Annotated in this window: 15 protein-coding genes; 9 read left to right on the top strand and 6 right to left on the bottom strand. The window is 55.2% G+C overall.

The annotated features are described in order from the left end of the window. Window positions 1-55 precede the first annotated feature (55 nt). Together Pla144_RS16735 and Pla144_RS16730 are read right to left on the bottom strand one after the other, a co-directional pair. Entirely contained in the window at window positions 56-337 is a 282-nt protein-coding gene (locus Pla144_RS16735; RefSeq protein ID WP_146451847.1) for a carbon storage regulator, read from the bottom strand. Between the two features lie 33 nt (window positions 338-370). Continuing rightward, window positions 371-772, bottom strand: a complete 402-nt coding sequence (locus Pla144_RS16730) for a DUF2294 domain-containing protein (RefSeq protein WP_146451846.1) — start codon at window positions 770-772, stop codon at window positions 371-373. A 425-nt stretch (window positions 773-1,197) separates the two neighbouring features. Here Pla144_RS16730 and Pla144_RS16725 point away from each other — a divergent pair, with 425 nt between their 5' ends. Continuing rightward, window positions 1,198-1,575 (top strand): DUF2294 domain-containing protein, encoded by a 378-nt coding sequence (locus tag Pla144_RS16725; RefSeq protein ID WP_146451845.1) that lies wholly within the window; start codon window positions 1,198-1,200, stop codon window positions 1,573-1,575. A 69-nt stretch (window positions 1,576-1,644) separates the two neighbouring features. On the opposite strand, the gene Pla144_RS16720 is transcribed toward Pla144_RS16725, so the two are convergent. Continuing rightward, a complete protein-coding gene (locus tag Pla144_RS16720; RefSeq protein WP_146451844.1) occupies window positions 1,645-1,827 on the bottom strand; it encodes a hypothetical protein in 183 nt (60 codons plus the stop codon). A 156-nt stretch (window positions 1,828-1,983) separates the two neighbouring features. Next, a complete protein-coding gene (locus tag Pla144_RS16715) occupies window positions 1,984-3,324 on the bottom strand; it encodes a hypothetical protein (protein WP_146451843.1) in 1,341 nt (446 codons plus the stop codon). A gap of 594 nt (window positions 3,325-3,918) precedes the next feature. Here Pla144_RS16715 and Pla144_RS16710 point away from each other — a divergent pair. From Pla144_RS16710 to Pla144_RS16680, 7 genes are all read left to right on the top strand, one after another. Further along, window positions 3,919-4,119: a hypothetical protein gene (locus Pla144_RS16710; protein WP_146451842.1), complete on the top strand. Its 201-nt coding sequence runs from the start codon at window positions 3,919-3,921 to the stop codon at window positions 4,117-4,119. Between the two features lie 417 nt (window positions 4,120-4,536). Further along, complete coding sequence (locus tag Pla144_RS16705; RefSeq protein WP_197530759.1) at window positions 4,537-5,295, top strand: helix-turn-helix domain-containing protein; 759 nt, start codon at window positions 4,537-4,539, stop codon at window positions 5,293-5,295. A gap of 371 nt (window positions 5,296-5,666) precedes the next feature. Then, complete coding sequence (locus tag Pla144_RS16700) at window positions 5,667-6,590, top strand: hypothetical protein (protein WP_146451841.1); 924 nt, start codon at window positions 5,667-5,669, stop codon at window positions 6,588-6,590. Window positions 6,591-6,783: 193 nt separating this feature from the next. After that, window positions 6,784-7,773: a hypothetical protein gene (locus Pla144_RS16695; RefSeq protein WP_146451840.1), complete on the top strand. Its 990-nt coding sequence runs from the start codon at window positions 6,784-6,786 to the stop codon at window positions 7,771-7,773. A gap of 75 nt (window positions 7,774-7,848) precedes the next feature. Further along, entirely contained in the window at window positions 7,849-8,514 is a 666-nt protein-coding gene (locus tag Pla144_RS16690; protein ID WP_146451839.1) for a PEP-CTERM sorting domain-containing protein, read from the top strand. 217 nt (window positions 8,515-8,731) lie between these two features. Continuing rightward, window positions 8,732-10,000 (top strand): hypothetical protein, encoded by a 1,269-nt coding sequence (locus Pla144_RS16685; protein WP_146451838.1) that lies wholly within the window; start codon window positions 8,732-8,734, stop codon window positions 9,998-10,000. Between the two features lie 1,182 nt (window positions 10,001-11,182). Then, complete coding sequence (locus tag Pla144_RS16680) at window positions 11,183-16,984, top strand: choice-of-anchor Q domain-containing protein (protein WP_146451837.1); 5,802 nt, start codon at window positions 11,183-11,185, stop codon at window positions 16,982-16,984. 504 nt (window positions 16,985-17,488) lie between these two features. On the opposite strand, the gene Pla144_RS16675 is transcribed toward Pla144_RS16680, so the two are convergent. Then, complete coding sequence (locus Pla144_RS16675; RefSeq protein WP_197530758.1) at window positions 17,489-18,181, bottom strand: gamma-glutamylcyclotransferase family protein; 693 nt, start codon at window positions 18,179-18,181, stop codon at window positions 17,489-17,491. 527 nt (window positions 18,182-18,708) lie between these two features. Between Pla144_RS16675 and Pla144_RS24670 the strand changes: the two genes are divergently transcribed. After that, window positions 18,709-18,867: a hypothetical protein gene (locus Pla144_RS24670; protein WP_197530757.1), complete on the top strand. Its 159-nt coding sequence runs from the start codon at window positions 18,709-18,711 to the stop codon at window positions 18,865-18,867. 561 nt (window positions 18,868-19,428) lie between these two features. On the opposite strand, the gene Pla144_RS16670 is transcribed toward Pla144_RS24670, so the two are convergent. Continuing rightward, window positions 19,429-20,094, bottom strand: a complete 666-nt coding sequence (locus Pla144_RS16670) for a tetratricopeptide repeat protein (RefSeq protein WP_146451835.1) — start codon at window positions 20,092-20,094, stop codon at window positions 19,429-19,431. Window positions 20,095-20,198 lie beyond the last annotated feature (104 nt).

The raw sequence follows: 20,198 nt of genomic DNA, 5'->3' as shown, positions 1-20,198 counted from the left end.
GGATGGTTGCTCTCGCTTAGTCAGTGACGAACTTTTTAATTACTTCGTTGTGGACTTAATAATCTGACCCGGAGATCAGACCTTCGTTCGGTAGCTCGGCATAAGACAGTCGATTTCCTGATTCTGGAACGCGTGGATCGGGATCAAGTAACCTTTCTTCTTCGTGGATACGTTCCCATAGTTCCGCCCGATGAATTGGCACCTCATGGCTGGCCTCAAAGCCCAATTTCACTCTGCCATTGCGAACGTCCAGCACCGTGATTTTGAGCTCTTTCTCAAAACCATGCGTCTCACCGACCACCAAGGATTCCTGGCACTTTCGAGTCAAAACCAGCATGGCGAAACTCCTGGGTTACGAATGAATACTTGATTAACTCTCAATACCAACTGCAGATCCACTGTTCGTGGTAAGCAAGAATACTTGTACAACGTTCCCGGTAGTAAAGGCATGCACGACGGTCCCAGTCGCAGGCTCGACTTCGGCGACTGCCTCACGCACATCCCGACCCGTAATTCTTTTAATTTCCGTTTGTAGGGCCTCAGCCGAAGTTTGAAACAGTTGCCGATGAAACTCTTGCACCTTGGCTGCTCCCTCGGCACTTAGCGTCAGGGCCTTTTCGGCCGGCGTCAACGCGTCGTGCAGTGTGATCACCAGAGTATCCTCGTTTAAGACCACGTTGACCGAAGCAGGCGCATGGCCCGTTCTTTCCGTCTGGAACGCGAGTGCCACCTGGGCAATCTTTTGTGCCATCACGGTTTCGGATTCATTCATGCGATTTGTCCTTGCAGGTGTTCGAGTATCTTTCACTCAACTAGCGATTAGGTGTTCACACGGAGCTTATCAACCTGCACATAATCACAAAAAAAACCGACGTGGCGGAACACCCGAAGGTATTCCGCCACGTCGGCTTACTTGTTACCGAGCCCTCCACAACTTGTGGATTGCCCTTTATTTAGTCATCCGAAAACTACTCTTGGAAACTTGTTTGCCGCCCAAAAGAATCGTCCCGCTGGCAGCAATCTAAAGTTCCTTTTGGCGCATCCTACGACATTCCTATTGAAGAGCAATCCCCTTCGACCCGCCTAAGGACTATAATAATATTGGCTAAAAGGCTTCTTGCTCTTGAATGCCCACGATTTGGTGCCTCGCGGGGCTAGTCGTTGCCTTTAACACTTATTTTGAAAATCGGTAATTCAATGGAGACACGTGGCGAGATCGAAGCTGCCGTATGTGATGGGGTTTCCCATTTCGAGCAGGAGTACATGGGACGCGGCCCAAAAGACATCCGAGCCCATTTGCTTGGCGATCTACTTGTCGTGCGCCTCACGGGAGTTTTGACTGCCGCGGAGCAGCATCTGGTGAAAACGCTGCCCCCTGAAAAGGGGAGAGACCTGCTCAAACAGGTTCGGATTCAACTCATCGAAACGGCTCGGTCTGCCTTGGAGGCAGTGATACAAGGTATCACTGGCATCAAACCAATCAGCTTACACCACGACATCAGTACGCTAACGGGTGAGGAGATTGTTGTCTTTACTCTCGTCGAGGCTCCAATTTGCCGTGAAACGAAGAAGTGATCAATGGGACACCTCGTCCAATGAAGTCTATATCATCCACTTAAGATAGCCGCATTTATAGTCACCAGTTCATGCCGGGCGAACTCGTTGGAGGAGACGACGGTGAATTAGCATCTGCAAGCCGATGACCAAGGCGGCTGAAGTTGCTGCAGGCTCGGGGACGGTTGAAGCTGCACTCAACGCGCCGGCAGAACCGATAGCATAGCCATAGGCCCAAGCATCCAGATCGTCTGCGGTAAAAGTACTGCCCAAGCCTCGCTGCCAGGCGAGAAAGTCCGCACCGTTGACACTGCCGTCGCCATTCAGATCCGGGGAACTGCCATCGGCAAGATAAAATGTGCCGACAGAAAGGAACTGCCCAGCCCAGCCTGTATCAGTCAGTTCAACATCGGTACGGTAAACAAAACGCTAACCTGATGGTACGATGCCTCCGCTGGGGAGGACCCCTACCAACTCGGTCTCCAGCAGCAACGACTCACCCGGTAAGAAGGCGTCAACAGGTTGCCCCTTGTAGTCTGAGTAACCGATCGATGCGCCAAAAGGTAGGGGAGCTTCGCCGATCCCGTAATAGAGTGGCGATGCATCGTGCGCAATGCCTGTCACTTCGGGACGTGGATCCCACCAGCCGACTTGCCCGTCGGCTGTCTCGTAGACAAAGGTGCTGGTGCTGGCCAAAGGGCTTTTGGGAGGCAAATTTATCATAGGGGTTCCGGTCGCGACACCGTTCACGGGCGAATCATCGGCATTGTTTCGCCACTGGCCGTTGGCAGTGTCAAAATGAACTTCCGGCGCGCCTGACTCGTTGTAGGTCACATCGTTCAAGATGCTATTATGAGCCCAACTGCCGGGCACGGAGAGTACGCGACTCTCCCAATTGAAGGAATCGAATCCCAATTCAGCGGCGAGGTCAGCAGGATCGACCCAATCGCCATGGCTATTGAGGGGCGTGTAGGAAGCAGAGAAATTCCAGCTGTCCTGTGCCACATCAATGCCTGCTTTGTTGTGAAAGATCTTCCAGGGGTCTTCTTCGACGAATGAAAAACCCAGCGAGGTAGTATCCGTCAATGAGCCGTCGTAAACAATTAAAGGGGCCGGGTAATATCCATTGGGATACGACGTTCTTGCCGATGCCGCCGCAGACTCCCGGGGAGGGATGTAGCCGGGAGGGGAAACATCGTAGGTTACTTCTGGGACACCGTTTCCGAGAACGTTATCTTGGACAATATCATAGCCCCACATGCCGCCCAATTTGGTGCTGACACTAACCGTGGCTTCACCGAAGTGATTCATCCAGGCACCCGTGGTCCCGCTGCCGAAGTTGTCAGTGCGTACCGCGCTAATCACGGCATCGTATAACACGCTCCCTATGACGACTGTGCCTTCGCGACCTGGGCCTCTCTGGAAAACTTCCACGCTCAAATCAGCTTGGGCGTTGCCACTCCAATGCCCTTCTTCCGCGGGACTGTAGCAGCAACCAGCCCAATTGGTGAAGACATTCGACGAGGCAGCCTGAAAGCTCGCCAACTCGACGATGCCGGATTCAAAGGTTACGGGCCCATCCGCCGACTCATCGGGAGTCGGGGCGAAAAAGTCTGCCGCCACGACGTGCGTAAACGCTTCGCCAGTAAGTGCCCGGGATTTTTGTGGTGGAAGGGCCAGCACCGTTCCCACGGCCAGCAAGGAGAGAATCCAACAACGACGGTGCAACACACATCTGCAAAGACGATGCGACGCGATCTGAGGACACATTCTTAAGCTCCAGTGAAGCCACTTTGCATCCGAATTTCGAACCTTATCTGCGCCAGAATGCCAACCGATTGGTGGCTTCACATTTTCTTCGTGTGGTGTTCTGGAAGAGATCTCCCTGTGGGGATCAACCTGAAACGATTCCAAGCTTGAGGCTTCTCGCATCATAGCCGAACTCCCTCCCCACTTGTCTAGAGATCCTGCTATAAAATCTTCATTCCATAGCGTACCTTTGCTAGCTTTCACCGAGGGCAGTTTCGAAATGTGTACTTTCGTTGCTCCTAAACTGGCGTGGCGGGCATTCTTGTTACGAAGTCCGCTTGGAAGTACCAGGCCAAGCGGGTGCCGCTGCATTTTCGGAGGTGCGACACTGCACGCGAATCCTACCTCCGCAGGACGCGTCGGAGTGCCAAACTTTCGGTAGAAACGGACGCAAACGGAAGTCTCTCAGAATGACCTCACCACGCAAGGTAACCGCGTGTGACGACTCTTTGCCACCACACAAGATAGCGAATGACAAGCATCCTGGGGCTTGTGTGTGACCATTTGTACAGATAGGGTTGACGTGTGAATCCCGGCAACAAGGAGAACGAAGCGATGGAAAACAGCACAAGAATCGAAATGATGGAATCTCAGGGATTCAATGTGGAGCTGAGTGAGACTGGCCGCAAGGACGTCGACCTGTGGGCTTGCTACCTGTACCGAGCAAATTGCGGAAATGGATTCTTTGGAATGAGCGAGGCGGCTGCGATCAAAAAGGCTTTGGAGGCGGTAGAGGCTGGAAACTTGGGGTCGTGATAAGCTGATCCGACTGAAGTCGCAGGCAAACGCATAATGCAAGCGGCGTCGGCCAAATCGTGATACGGGCTCCCCGGCGAGGCGGGACTGATCTGATCCGCCAGCCATCGGTCGCCGGGGTAATCCTGGGGAACTTGGTGGCTCGGCTGTTGTTATAAGTAGCATGCCGTCGCTCGTGAGCAGGTAGGCCGGCGACCGTTGCCAAGCCGTCGTACTGTGGAAAAATAAGACGGTGATAATATTACGACTACCTTTAGCGTCGTATGCAAAGTTTTACGGCAGAAGGCTAGTCGCGGCAGCGCTGAATTCCGCTTCACAAGCGGCCTGTGGCAATTGTTGCAGATCACTACCACAGCCGTTGTTGACTCTAGACCGATCGCCCAACTAGGAAAAAGACTTCCATCAATTAGAAATCGCATGAGCCATCTACCCTTAGCGACCGTCGAGGAGATGATCGCACTCGTTTCCGCTGCTGGGAATCCCACGTGTGAGACGTCCATCGAGAGTTGCAGACGAGCGCTATTAGCCGGCCTTGCCCGTCTTGTGCGAGCGGATTTTTGGGTTTGGTCCATTGCGATCAACAGTCGTGCGATCCTCGGGGATGCGATGACAACCCATACCGTCGATGGCGGCTGGGAGTCGGAGGAGAAACCCGCGGCCTTCGATAGCATTATGAGCGATCCCCGCTTTCGTTTCGCCGAGACTCGGGCCATTGAAAGTTGCTCGGAACGACATGTCACGCATCACCAAGGCATTCTGAAGACGGTCGCCGAACGAAAGCAGTTCATGGAGACTTGGAAACCGATTGGTATAAGCCATCTCCTGCTGTCAGGCTACCCCGTCGGAGAAACCATAGTGAATTTCTTCGCATTCTATCGAAGTTCGCAGCGTCTGGATTTTGACGAACGAGATAACATGATCGTTCACTCGATCGTGGGCCAAGTGAATTGGTTACACAGTTTCAGATCGGTGCAGCCGCCGAATTCGAAAGTGATAAAACTCGCGCCCCGCGAACGGGAAGTGTTGGTATTCTTGCTCGGTGGCGACAGCATCAAATCAATCGCATGCAAAATGGGGCTTAGCCACCACACTATCGGCGACTATGTGAAAGCGATTTACCGAAAGCACTCGGTACGTAGCCGAGCGGAACTGCTCTCTCATTTCATTGGCAAGTGAGGCCGAATAGGGCTCAGCCGTCGACTTCGTTGTCATTTCACGGCGACGCTTTTTATGCTCCCGGATGAACCTCTCTCTAAAGCAAGTGAAGAACCGTTGAGGACTTCCCATCGCTCTTGGTTCAGCTGGGTAATATCTGTATCGCTAGGCGTTGGTCCTACTGCAACGTCGGTATTGAACCCCCGTGTTTTCGGGGATTGCAGCCTGTTGGAGCTGCCCCAACAATTAGATATGTGGAACATTCCACGTTTGAGGCTAGCTAGGAGCATCGCTCATGGACCAGCACTTATTGAACACGTCGACGTGGTACGCAGTTGTATCTCTTGTTGAGTCACCACGTCGGCCGTAGCCCCCCGCAGAAAGCACTCTCCGTGTCCCTTTCCTCTTTTCATAGTTCAACTTTCTACTGCGCCGCTTGTTTGGCACTGACGTGCCTGCTACCCGCGACAAACGCCAACGCTTCACTCTTCGGTGCATTCAGCTTGAGTTCCACCAACTCCGACGTTCCGCCGGTGCCTCCCAATGAGGAGACGTTTGACATCAACAGCTTCCCGGCCACGACCATCGTTCGGCAAGTATTGAGTGGGTACACCACGAATGTGATGGGAATTCCCACGCAGGTCATCAAAGAAACGACAACCGGGCGTCTCTCGGCAGTGAGCCCTCATGTCTTCGGCGCCTCGGCCACCGCCCTCCAAGAAGTCGACCAAACGCATTCAATCAGCGTCGGTAGCTCGGGATCGCCTGCATCTGCCGCCGCGCAAATGCAGTACTTAGACGAAGTCACGGCTACCTACCAGGATGGAGAGCCCTGGACAGGACAACTGCTGATGTTTTGGCACCTCGAAGGAGAACTTTTCATCGAGTCGACGACTCCCCTGGGCGGCCGCATCTCCGATCAGTATGCCGGGGTAAGTATATACTCCGAAACCGATGGCATCCCGGAGCAACAGTACCTGTCGGAGGCGGCCTTCTACTCAAGCTTTACCGGGAATGGGCGGCCAGGACGCAGGATCGACCAAGTCCTTGCCGTGCCGCTTAACATTGACAGTGGTTACGGCTATCTGCAATTGTCGCTCGTAACATTGGCCCAGTCGCACCTTGGTTACGCTGCCTCGCTATTCAGTGACACGATGTCCGTCACCAGCATCCAACTTGCCAATGGCGACAGCCTCGCGAGCATCGGGCTGGACCTGCAATTTGCATCAGACAACGCCGTGCCCGAACCGTCAGCCATATCGCTCGGTCTCGCTCCTGCGATCGCTCTAGTGCTTCAACGGCGTAGGCGGCAATAGCGAACTTAAACGCAAGAGATAGATCGCGCTTGCAGAAAAACGAAACGACACTATTTTTTGGGCCGCGCAACGATCACCTATTTTTAACTATCCACATTGATTGGAGAACGAACAAAAACAGCAGCGAATGTCGCACTAATGTCTGGAGCGTTAGTCCATTTTTCGAGTCATACCTTAACAGGAGTCTGATCTAATGAAGTACACCATTATCATCGCAACTTTCCTTGCCGCGTCCTGGCTGTCAACGCCAGCAAACGCTTACCTCGGTAGCTTCGCTCCCAGCGATGGCTACAACGTTCAATCGGGTTTCGTCTATGGCGACGTTAGCTATTACAATGCTGGGCAGTATGGAGTCAATGCAGGCGGGGGCCCCGGACCCACACAGATCACCGCTGACTCGGGGCTTTGGTCGGTAACAAGTTCCGTGGGCGGCTACTTCAGCACCGTCGTTGATCGGGCAAATTACATTTCGGGAGCGCCTCCCTATGTAAACCCGACCACAAATGCATTGGGGGCTTACATCGTCGGCAACCACGGACCAGGACGCACCGATGGCAGCAGCTTGGCGATCCGCAACGACACCCCGTTGGGCGTCACAGGTCCGCTGGTTTACAACTACGAACTCGACACGTTCGACTTCGGGGGCATCGCCCCTGCCAGTGTGACGACTGGACCACTGCAGTTTGGTTTCTATTTCTGCCCCAACCCGGGAGATACTCCGAGCCCGGACGGTACGTCCAAAGACAAGTTCTTGATGTCGTTAGTCGATAGCGGGGGCAACATAGGTCTCGAGTGGGGCTACGCCCGCGACAACGCGGTCACTTGGCGTGACGGTCCTTCCAGCTCTTGGAACTCAACCGCATTCATCGCCGACCAAACGAACTGGGATGGCGTTCAATTTGACCTTGACCTGACGGCCGACACCTTCTCGATGGACTATTTCGACGTCTCAGCCAATACATGGACGAATGTTGTACCCGCCGGCACCGCCATGGGGCAGGCGATGAACGACTTCACGAATATCTATTGGCAACTCGAAGATGGTCTGTTTGCCGGCACCGGCGGGAAAAATTTCTTCGACGATTTCAAGATCGAGGTGAACGTGCCCGAACCCAGTTCGGTCGCAATGGCCACGCTGGCTTGCATCACCATGCTTGGTGCCTGCCGCAGACGGCTTGCGTGACGTAACACAGTGTCCCCTCCTCCGGAATGCGGCGCTGGATCGCCAACGTTCGGCAACAACAACGGAGAGAGAACCATGAAACGCATTTTGTTCGGATTCGCGGCGTCCATATGTGTCGGAAGTATAATGCACATTCCAGCTGCGAATGGGGCTTTAATTACTATCGTTAATCACAGTTTCGAGGATCCATCGTTGACCGACGGAGTGGATGTTGTTGACTGGAATGGGTGGAACTTTACTCTTGGCACCGGTGGCACTTGGAATATCAACGGCAATGCGTTTTGGAATGTGCCGGCTCCCGATGGCAACAACGTTGGCTATTTGACTAATAGTTTAGAGCCTGGGATTCCGGCCGAGGCAACTCAATCGCTTGACGTCAACTTGTTGGCCAATTCGAGCTACAAGCTTCTTTTCATTGTTGGCCACCCAATTGGATTTGGGGCAACGGTCGGAACAGAATTCACTGCGGACTTACGGGCAGGGGGAAATATATTGGCGTCAGTTTCCGGGACAGGTTTAGAAGGTAGCTTCCAGCAAGTGCAACTTCTATTTGACAGCACAGGTTCGTCGTTTATCGGCCAAGAACTGTCGGTCAACTTCTATAGTAGTCAACCCCAAACCGCATTTGACAGTGTTCAGCTAAGTGTAACGACAGTTCCAGAACCAAGCAGCGCGTTACTGTTCGCGTTTGGGCTGGCGGCGGCAATGCGATTTCGCAGGAAGCGAAGTCTGCCTCAGTGATTATGTACGAAAAGGGGCCGGGCTGGTGAGAAAGCTAGCTCGGCTGACTGGAGAAGTAGGGCTAAGTATGGGTAATCATTGTCTATCTTCATTGAGAGGCCCCTTCGAACGAAGGGGCCGTTTCGGCTGGGTAACGCGATCGTTGGCACCAACGCGCGCGTGTGATATTGTTGGATCAATTAGATTGTCATTTTCGCCTGCTCAAGGAGACGTTTCCATGTCACGTATTCAATACCAGGTTTTATCTGCTGAGGAGCGGATCGGCCAGGTCTGCTCGAATGGTTTACTCGCCGGTGTCCTATCGAGTGATTCAGCAGTTTCGATCCGCGCTATCAGCCTCGGTTTACTGTGCGCGCTTATCGTCCTGATGGTTGCAATAGCAGATGTCGGAACTGCAGCGGGCGGAACGTGGGAGATCGGGGCGTTCACCCGTGCAGAGGTTCACTATCAAGGAATCCCTGAGAACGTCACATTCATTGATAGCTCGAATGTTTTCGCAACCTCGCCGGTTGGAGTTGCAAGATCAGTGTCGACTGCGATACAGGGCGGGAGCACTGCCAGTGCTGTTTCCGCCACCTATGTCAACGTGCCTCCAGACTTTCGGTCGGGCGTATTTTCGAGTTTCAGCAGAGCTGAAGTCTCAGTTGGACCCACTCCCGTTTCCTTGGGTTCAAATGCCTTTGGTGGCACCGGCGGTGTAAATTGGCAAACCGAGGTTGGCGACGAAACCTTGAATATCGCTTACGCATTCACAGGGCAAGGAGGGGATGCATCCATCGATGTGGATTCTAATGGTGGTCTAGTTAATATCAGCGAAGGCACTGGATTCTTAACAATTCCATTAGGGAGCAGCATTGAACATCGGCTCTTGCTGAGTGCAGGGTTTGGAGTCGTCGCTCACGCCTTGACCCCACAAGATTCGCTTCAATTTGCCGTTACGTGGGGTAGGGACGGGCTGCCCGGATTGTCCGTCATGAACCCGTTCCCGCCACAAACGGGGCAGCAATCAGGCACATTTCAGTTCACAATTCCTGTTATGCAGGACTATGGAATTGGCAACACGCTATACTTCGATCCAGTCTTCGCGCATGGTTATGAATACAGAGTCGAAGGGAGTCGATTCGCCAGCTTTACGATCCCTCACGTGCTGCCGAATGGCGACAAACTGTTTCAGCTGGAATTTGATGGCGTCACCTACGATCTGATGGCGGGCAGCGTATTTGACTTTACGTCAATCGACGCATTGGGAGCATCTCAGTTCTTCCTTCGCGGAATCGATGTCGGTGAAATGGTTGACCCGGACATTCACCCACCTTTTGTGAGCGGCTTGAGTTTTACAAGCGAGGGCATCGCGAATGTCAGTCAAATTGCCTTGAGCGTCCCGGAACCAAGTACGTTCGGCATTATGATGGCGACGATGGCAATCGCTGCCGTTCGCCGACGCGCTTCGTGCCGCTCATGTCGATCAAAGTGCGACCGAAGTTAAGAGGCTGAGCCAACAAGACGTCAGCAACGTAGGCCAATCTGGGTCAGAAGGCTTGAGCAGGCCTGGTTGTTAAAAAACCAGCTCAGCTGCTTGGTTGAGATGGAATGAAATCCTAGGCCCTGAGCCGAGGCTTGGCGTTTGCCGCAGACGGCTTACGTAGTGCAATAAATTGTGTCCGCCAATAGCCGCCTTGGCCCTGATTGCTGACGGTACTAGATGACCTTGTAGTATCGAATCGCATGTCGCAAAGCTGCGGCAGCGTGAACACCCGCCTTCAAGTGGAGGCAAGTCTAATCTGCAGCGGATGGACCACTGAATGTCACTAGCTTAAGCCCTCCGGAGGAGATCAGCCACGGGTGCCAGCTACGATTCAATCGAAAAACGGGACGCTAGCACGGTGCGTGTGATCCTTAAGCTAGTGCCATTCGATGGACCACTCGCTGCGAGTTTCGGGTGGAGCTAAGTCACTGAGGTGTGTCTCAGATCTAGACACCTCCGCGCATTGGAAGAACCTCTTCGAGCTGGCGGCTGATGCATCCGCCATCTCGAACCGAATGCCGTTAACAGCAGCGGTCTCGATACCTGCGTCGTTTGGTGACCTGCCTTGGTGACTCCGGTCGGTAGGTCATCGGTCAGCAAGCTCGGCTGCCGTTCCCGAGCCAAGCTCGCTGTGGTTGATCATTCCAATCGCAATCCTCGTAATGCTACCGCCGCGGCACAAGATGGCGGTCTAATTCACCGTAGGGTTGCTCATGTGGGAAGAAGTCCAATGGATTTGTGAGAGGCTAGTCAGAAAGATGGCGAGCCGGGAACGTATGTGACCGGAGTTTATCGCGGGGCAACGTAGACGCGCTGCGCATCGCGGCTAACAAGATGGGCGTTGCGGTTTCCACGCATAATGATTAGTGCCGACGCCCTATTTCTTGATATTCGCCCTCAAAGTAGAGATTTCATACGAAATGCTTGTATTCCCCTCCCAGGTGGCTAGACTCAGAGAGTTGAGGTTTTTTAAATCGGCTTTGCTGAGAGACGATTTACGTCCCGATTGAGCCTTGTGATTCTCGCGAATTGCTGACCTTGGCCGCGCTTTTTCCCCCTGTCGACCAGGTTCCTGTTTTCTTAGCAGCCTATTGCTGCGATGTCTTCTTTAGCCTGCTTGACTTGCATGGAAGGACATTCCCCATGTCCCGGATGCGACGTTTTGAGTGGTTTCGACGTGAGCGAAGTTCTCGTACGAAGACTTCCCCTCGCCACGATCGGCGCTTGCGGATCGAATCGCTCGAAGACCGGCGGATGTTATCGTTCATTACGGTCACGTCGCTGACCGACGATCTTATTGTTGGCGACGGGGTGACGCTCCGCGAAGCGATTTATGCCGCTAATCTCGACATCAGCGTCGATGGTTCGGAGGCTGGATTCTTTGCCGATACGATTATTTTCGATGCATCGCTCTTCGCCACACCACAGACGATCACCCTCAGCAGAGGGGACCTGGATATCACCGAGGCACTCACGATTGACGCCAGGTCGCTACCCCAGAACGTGACGATCGACGCAAACGGGCTGTCGCGGATTTTCAACATCACGGTCGGCGCCGGCAACGTTACACTTGACGGGCTCTCGCTCACCGGTGGTCGGACGACCGGTGACAATCTAAACTCCGCAGACCTCACGCATGCTGGCGGCGGTATCCGCTTTCTCTCAGACGGCGCGTTAACTCTTGCTAGTAGCATCCTCAGCGGAAACAGCACAGCCGGGACTCTCGCCCGAGGCGGCGGAATTTTCTCCTTGGGTTCCGTCTCGCTCATAAGCAGCACCCTCAGCGGAAACAGTACGGCGGGGAACTATGCACATGGCGGCGGCATCTACACCTCTTCCGGCGTGGTGACACTCACCAGCAGCACGCTCAGCGGAAATAGCACGGCGGGGTTCGGCGCCGATGGCGGCGGGATTCACTTCCGAGGCTCCACCGTCACGCTCACCAGCAGCACCATCAGTGGGAATAGCACGACGGGGGATCGATCCGATGGCGGAGCGATTTACTCCCAGGGCGCCGTGACTCTTGCCAGCAGCACCGTCAGCGGAAACAGTACGGCGGGGCTGCTTGCCGATGGTGGCGGGATTTACTCCAAGGGTGCCGTCACGCTGATGCACAGTACGATCACCGACAACCACGCGAACGGCGTAAGTGCCACCGCCGGAGGACTCTGGAACCTTGATGACCCGGTCACCATCACGAATTCCATCGTGGCCGGCAACACGGCCGGCGGCGGCAGCCCTGATATACGGCCCGGCACCGGCATTTTTGCGGTCAATTTCAGTCTCATCGGCGATCGAGCCGGGACAGGCCTCGCCGAGGCACAAGCGCCGGACGCCAGCGGCAATCTTATCGGTAGCGCAGCAGGCGCCGGCATCATCGATCCGCTGCTCGGTCCAATTGCCAACAATGGCGGACCTACCCAGACCCACGCGCTGCTGGCTGGCAGCCTAGCGATTGATGCGGGCGATCCGGGCATCGCCCTCAATTTCGCAGAGTTTGACCAGCGAGGAGCGCCGTTTGTGCGGGTGTTTTTCAGCCGCATCGACATGGGGGCGTTTGAATTGCATTATGGATTTCCTGCCCAGGGCCTGGTTGTGGATACGGTGAGCGATCTATTCGATGGGGATTTCACGATCGGTAATCTGGCGCTGCGTGAGGCTGTTTTCTGGGCCAACCTGAATCCCCTCGCTGATACGATTACCTTCGACGCCAGTCTCAGCGGCCAGACGATCACACTCGGCGGCACGGAACTAGAGATCAGCGAAGCACTCACGATCGACGCCACGGCGCTCGACGCCAACGTGACGATCGACGGCAATATGCAGTCGCGGGTACTCCACATCAACGCCGCCACCGGCGACTTCACGCTGGCCGGGCTCAACCTTACCGGTGGCCGGACGATTGACGGCGATTTTACCGGAGGTGGCGGCGGCATCCACATCCGCTTCGAATACATAAGCACGCTAACACTAACACTTAACAACTGCACCGTCAGCGGCAATAGCACCACAGATGCTGATGCCTCTGGCGGCGGCATCTTCTCGGGTTCCGGCGCTGTGACGCTCACCGACAGCATCGTTAGCGGCAACAGCACCGCGGGTTCTAATGCCCGTGGCAGCGGCATCTACGCGATTTCCGGCGCTGTGACGCTCACCAACAGCACCGTCAGCGGCAATAGCACCACAGGTTCGGCTGCCCATGGCGGCGGCATCTTCACGGCTTCCGGCGCCGTGACGCTTATGGACAGCACCGTCAGTGGCAACAGCACCGCGGGTTTTTTTGCCGATGGCGGCGGCATCCTCACGTATTCCGGCGCCGTGACGCTCACTGGCAGCACTGTCAGCGGCAACAGCACCACGGGCAATTCTGCCGATAGCGGCGGCATCTACACGAGATTCGGCGATGTGACGCTCACCGGCAGCACCGTCAGCGGCAACAGCAGCGGTAACGGCGGCGGCGGCATCCACACGAATTCCGGCGCCGTGACGCTCACCCGCAGCACCGTCAGCGACAATCACTCGTATGGCAACGATACGTACGGCGGCGGCATCCACACGAATTCCGGCGCCGTGACGCTCACCCGCAGCACCGTCAGCGACAACAGTGCCACAGAATCTTTTTTCAGTGGCGGCGGCATCGGTACGTTTAGCGGCGCCGTGACGCTCACCGGCAGCACCGTCAGCGGCAACAGCAGCGGTAGAAGTGGCGGCGGCATCTACACGAGACATGGCGATGTGATGCTCACGGACAGCACCGTCAGCGGCAACAGCAGCGACAGTGGCGGCGGCATCGGCACCACTGAAGGCGCTGTGACTCTCACCAGTAGCACGGTGACAGGGAATTCAACCTACGGGTTCGGGGGCGGGGTCTTCATTCGAGGCTTCGCCACCAACCCAACGCTGACGATTGCCAATTCGATCGTCGCCGGAAACACGGCCATCGGTGCGGGACCCGATTTGATGCCCGATCCCGACAGCACGCTCGTCGTCGATTTCAGTCTTATTGGCGATACGACCGACTCGGGTATTACTGTTGGCACCGGAACAGGCAATATTCTCAATCAATCGGCCCTGCTCGGCCCGCTGGCCGATAACGGCGGATCCACGCTCACCCACGCCCTGATGGTAGGCAGTCCGGCAATCGACGCAGGCGATCCGGACGTTGGTCCCAGTGTGTTTCTGTTCGATCAGCGAGGCGCACCTTTCATTCGCGTCGTTAACAATCCGACCATCCCCGGCTTTCGCGTCGACATCGGGGCGTATGAGCGGCAGTTCGTAGCCGGTCTGAATCTGACAGTCGATACCAATGTCGACGAGAACGACGGCGTCTACAGCGCGGGCAACCTCAGCTTGCGCGAAGCCGTGGGACTGGCAAACGGCAGCATCGGGGCCAACACAATTCTCTTCGCTGCGACCCTTTCCGGTCAGACAATCACCCTCGGTGGAACGGAGCTGCTTATCACGGACACACTTACGATCGACGCCACGGCGCTCGCCGCCAACGTGACGATCGATGCCAATATGCAGTCGCGGGTGATCAGATTCTCCACAAACCCGGGCGACTTGACGCTCTCCGGGCTGACGATCACCGGCGGCCGGACCATCGGAGAATTCGAAGATGGCGGCGGAATCCTTTTTGGCTCCAACAGCACGCTAACACTTAACAGCAGCACCGTTAGCGGAAACAGCACCACGGGTTCTAATGCCAATGGCGGCGGCATCCGCACGTATGGCGGCGCTGTGACGCTCACCGACAGTACCGTCAGCGGAAACAGCACCGCGGGTGCTCTTGCCAATGGCGGCGGCATCCGCACGTTTCAGGGCGCCGTGACGCTTACGGGCAGCACCGTCAGCGGAAACATTACCACGGGAATTGGTGCCAATGGCGGCGGCATCTTCACGAATACCGGCGCTGTGATACTCACGGGCAGCACGGTCAGCGGCAACAGCACCACGGGAACTTTTGCCGATGGCGGCGGCATCTTCACGCTTTACGGCGCTGTGACGCTCACCAGCAGTACGGTGACGGGGAACTCGGCAGCGGGGTGGGGGGGCGGGGTCTACTCATATGACTCTTCCAACAACCCAACGCTGACGATTGCCAACTCGATCGTCGCCGGAAACACGGCCGTCGGCCAGGGACCTGATTTGAAGCCCGATTCCAGCAGCTTTCTCAACGTCAATTTCAGCCTCATTGGCGATACTACCGGCTCGGGCATCTTCGCCGGTACCGGATCAGGAAACATTCTCAATCAAGCTCCCCAGCTCGGCCTGCTTGCCAATAACGGCGGATCCACGCTCACCCACGCCCTGATGGTAGGCAGTCCGGCAATCGACGCGGGCAATCCCAGCATCGTTCCCAATCCCGCGGAGTTCGATCAGCGCGGGGCGCCGTTTGTACGGGTGTTTGACGATCTGGCGGCCGTGGGCACAGGAATCGACATCGGTGCCTACGAGCGTCAGACGTTGCCCGGATTAAGCTTAGTCGTCGACACGAACATCGATGAGAACGATGGCGACTACAGCGCCAGCGATTTGAGCTTGCGCGAGGCGGTCGATCTCGCCGCCGGCGGTCTAGGTACCGACACGATTACATTTGACGCCGCACTTACCGGGAGCACGATCTTTCTCGTCCACGGAGAACTTGTAATCTCCAGCGATGTCACACTCGCGGGCCTCGGGGCAGACGTGCTCACGATCGACGCCCAGGGCATGTCGCGCGTCATAAGAATCTTCGACAGCGCCACGGTCGCCATCAGCGGCCTCACTCTCACAGGTGGCAATGATAACCGCGGTGGCGCCATCCATAATAGTGACGGTGGGACGGTTAATGTTACTAGCAGCACCATCTCAGGAAGCTCCGCGACCAGCGGCGGCGGCGCCATCTACAACACGGGCACGCTGACTGTTACTGACAGCACCATCTCAGGAAGCTCCGTCCCATCAAGCCGCGGTGGTGGCATCTTCAACAGTGGTATGGCGAATGTCACCAGCAGTACCATCTCGGGCAACTTGGCGGAGTATGGCGGCGGCATCTGGAATCACAGCAGTGGCACGGTGACTGTCACCAGCAGCACTATCTCGGGCAACTCAGCGATCGACGAAGGCGGCGGAATCTCTAACAATGGAAATGCGAATGTCACTCACACCATTGTGGCAGGGAACATAGCTGGCAGCGATGCGGACGTTTTTGGCTCTCTGAATACAAATACGTTCAATCTGATTGGCGGCGACCCGATGCTCGGTGCGCTACAGGACAATGGCGGCCCGACCGAAACCCACGCGCTCTTGCCTGGCAGCCCGGCCATCGATATGGGGGACATAGCCGCCTCTCCCGGCGTCGGCAACGTACCCCTCTTCGATCAGCGCGGTGACAACTATGGTCGTGTGCAAAATGGCCGCATCGACATCGGAGCGTTCGAAGTGCAACCAATTGCGGCCTCTGCCGATTTCGATGGAGACGGCGACGTCGATGGCCGCGATTTTCTGGCTTGGCAGCGCGGTTTGGGCACATCGCCCGCCGCAAAGACTGATGGGGACGCGGACAACGACCTGGACGTCGATGGCGACGACCTCGACGTATGGCAGCTGCAATACGGAACTGTCCCGCCAATGGTCGCGACGTTAGCTGTTGGCGAACCGGTCGAATCGGTATCACTGCTTGCGAGTACTACGGAAGACCCCTTAACGAGCTACCAGGCTGCCATCGATGCCGCCATGGCGCTGAATCTGTTCGAGGAAAGTGGCGAGCCCCAATTAGTTCCCCTCACCGAGTCCCCATGGGAACAGGAAATTAGCTACGATTCCATGTTTGCGGATGACACTTTTCTCCCGCGGGGAGGGGGCACTGAGGAAGTCGACTTTGGATTCATTGATTCCAAAGATGCCGAAGAGGTATCCGAAGGGTGGCTCACTGAAGAACAGTTGGAGCAAGTGTTCGGATAACGGCGGCGGGGCAAGAACTCATTGATACATGTCAGTGGTCAACAAGCCACCGTTTTTCGGGGTTCCGGTTCGGGCGTGTGACGTTCGACGATTGCACCCAGTCAAGCCGTGAAGGGTCGCAAGCGAAACCTACTTTGCTCCAATCGACCTACCGCAGTTCACGGATTTCCAAACTGCCCGAGGATGGACCACTCTCAGCAGCTTTGCAATTTGGGCTATGTGCAGAGGTCGTCTTCGAATTTCGACACCTCTGCGAGTTTGCAGAAACCCTTAGAAGCTTAGAGAGATGCAACCGCGAGCACAAAGGAAAATGGTAAACTCGCAATAGTCTAAACCACCTCGTTCGTTTCGGCAGCCGGCGTTCGTGACACGCTCGGGTGCTTCTGATCTCGGAGCTAGACCGACGCACGCTGGAATCTCTTCGCAGCGTCTAACGCAGGCACTGTCATCACAAGGCGCAAGCGCGGCCGCCAAAGCAACTTTGCGCACCTGTCTAGTCGCTGACTACGGATCGATGATTTTCGCCGCGATGGCTTCTTCGATCAGTTTTTGGATCGACGGAAATCCAGAACTGCCCTTTACTAGCTGTTGCATGATAGCTTCTGTTTCTGCTACGGTCAGTCTGCGCCCACGGGTCTCTCCCCACATCAAGCGCGCCTCGCGACAAGGCTGACAGAGCATATGCAGCCGATCTTCCTCCTTGATAAATACGACCTCTTGTTTCCTCAGGCAGCAGGCACATTCGCCGAGATAGGTTTGAGACTTGTTTAGTGCCTCAAAGTATTGCCGCGAGAGAAAGTCTTTTGCCGACAGGATATGATTCAGATAATTCCGAGACGGTTTGAGGCCGCTAGCGATCTTGTCCGGAAGAGCTTGGTAAGTAGTGCACGGCACCAATTTATCCTTTGTTTGGACCGTGATTGCGATTCGCGTGTAGTGATCTGGATATCGTTCCGATTCGTCCAAGAGCGCGAGATGATCGTCAACGATGTCGTATAGTATACCTTCGACAGTACCGGTTGGGTCCTCGTTGATGTTGGCAAAACCGATGTCAGGCGGCAGATTTTCCCGCATTGCCTTCTTGTTGAATAGAAGTCGGTACCCTGGCAACACGGCGTGTTGACAAGAACTGAAGCGGACTCCCTTCTTCTCCATGACTGCGTGGTTGCAGTTTGAGCCGTATGCAAAGTACTTCATGAATTCAGCAACCTGGTTGGCGAATAAGCCTATGTAGGAATTGAAAGGTGTTCTCCGGCACACCATGAACTGACTAACCGTCCAAATAGTCTAGCAAATCCCGGCTGATTGCGACACGACTTTCCTGCCCACCCAACCGACACCATACTGAATATCAAGGACGCTCGGCAGGTCCAAAATCTACGCTGTCCCCCGCCAAAGCACTGCTTCGGCTTTCTTCGCGAAAAATTTCTAGACGGCCTGATTCACAAACTTCGATCCCGAGGAGGTGTAGTGCGAGCGAGCGTCAGAAACTGCAGACGCCCAAAGGTCTGCTGCACTATTGAGAGCTTCTCGAGTTGCGGAAGTTGGAAAACCCAACTCCGTTGGGAAGAACAAGCTATCTGCGGAAGTGTGCGAATCCGCTAACGATAACTGCAGCTAGCACGGTTCCGTGACATCATATGAAAAAGTCTTGAAAAAATAGCGGTTATCCTCTCGCTGAGGGATGCTGTCCATCACCTCCCACTACCACAGGAAACCTATCGATGTTAAGCCTTGGAATCGACCAACATGCACGGCAACTGACGGTTTCACTCCGCAACGAAGAGGGGGACGTCCTGCAGGGAAACAAAGGGGAAGAGAGTCGTTTTCGAACAAGGCTCCCGACCGGCTCTGTAGAAGAAGATTCATTCTTAAAAGGTTAATCGGAGTACTGCCCGTGCAGGGTTGATTGCATTGTCGTGGCTCCCGAAACCTGGGCGATACAGGCGTGTGTGAAGGTTCTATCTGTTCCTACACTTTGTCGCAACTTTGCGCAAGTTTTTGGCCGCGCGTTTTGTTAGAATCGGCCTTGCACAAGTTGCCGTGGCCCACGTTCGTGCTGCGCAGATCTTTGACAATTGAACCCTTTCCACTCTAGCTCAGGTAGCCACCTCGCTCGCAGCGACTGGGCTAGAGATCCGTCGGTAGAGCGCCTGGCCTTCAATTGCGCGAAGCGATTTCTTTTTGTCACGAGGAGCCATAGTTTTGTGTTACAAAACTCACATAAACCTAGAGAGTCGGATGCAACACAAGTCCTGACCTGCCAATGAGTTGAAGCGAGCATGACTAATAGAAAAAGAGGGAGTTTTGTTTTGTAAAAAAAGATTTCTACGAAAAGACCGTGACAAAACCCCTGCCACGGTGCGCAGAAGTGAGCAAAGATGGTTGGCTCTGTGCAACCCGCCGTCGCTAGGCGGGCTTCGAATGAGTGAGGCTACAACTGCTCAGCTTTTGTCTCGCAGAGTGCGCTGCAGATGGATGACCTGGGCGCGGACTTCTTCCATATTTGGATTCAGTCGCAAAGCCCGGCGGAATGAATCCAGCGCCGAGATCGAGTCGTTCATTTGCAAATAAGTTTGTCCCATGGTCGAAGCAGCCAGGAAATGAAACGCGTTGACTTCCAAAGCTTGATGGCAGTCGCGGCTGGCGGCTTCGTATTGTCCCAATTGCAGAAATGCCTTGCCACGGTAGTACCAGGCCTGGGAAACCCAGGGTGCATCTTCAACCAATGCCGTCGCAAGTTGGGCGGCACGTTCAAATTCCTTGTCGTCAAGCTGTTCACCGATCGCCACCAAGTGCCGCTGTTGGGTCGAAGTGCCGATTCTCATCCAGAGCTGTTGGATGGCCGTTTCGGCCAGCGTTCGCACACCGCGATCTTTGTCTACGAGGGCTCTTCCCACTGACGAGTTGGAGCGATAGTCCGCCAGTCGCCCGAGTGCCAAAACGGCTCCCCGTCGGACGGCAATCTCTCCGCCAGCTAGCAAACGTTCCAATCCTCCTGTGGTATAGCTGGAAGAGACGCTGCGGATATAAGAACCGATGTTTTGATCGATCTGATACCGCTCGTAGTGGTAGATGAGCAAAGGCCGCTGGGTGAAATTTTGACTCATGAGAAGAGATATCCCTTATTTTCGGAAAAGACAGAACTAGCCTTCCCAGAAATTTGTCCCCAAATCGAGCACTCCAGCTCGACGACTACCAGAAGAACGATCCA

The sequence above is a fragment of the Bythopirellula polymerisocia genome (assembly GCF_007860015.1).
Classification (GTDB): domain Bacteria; phylum Planctomycetota; class Planctomycetia; order Pirellulales; family Lacipirellulaceae; genus Bythopirellula; species Bythopirellula polymerisocia.
This window is presented reverse-complemented; position numbering and strand designations above follow the sequence as displayed.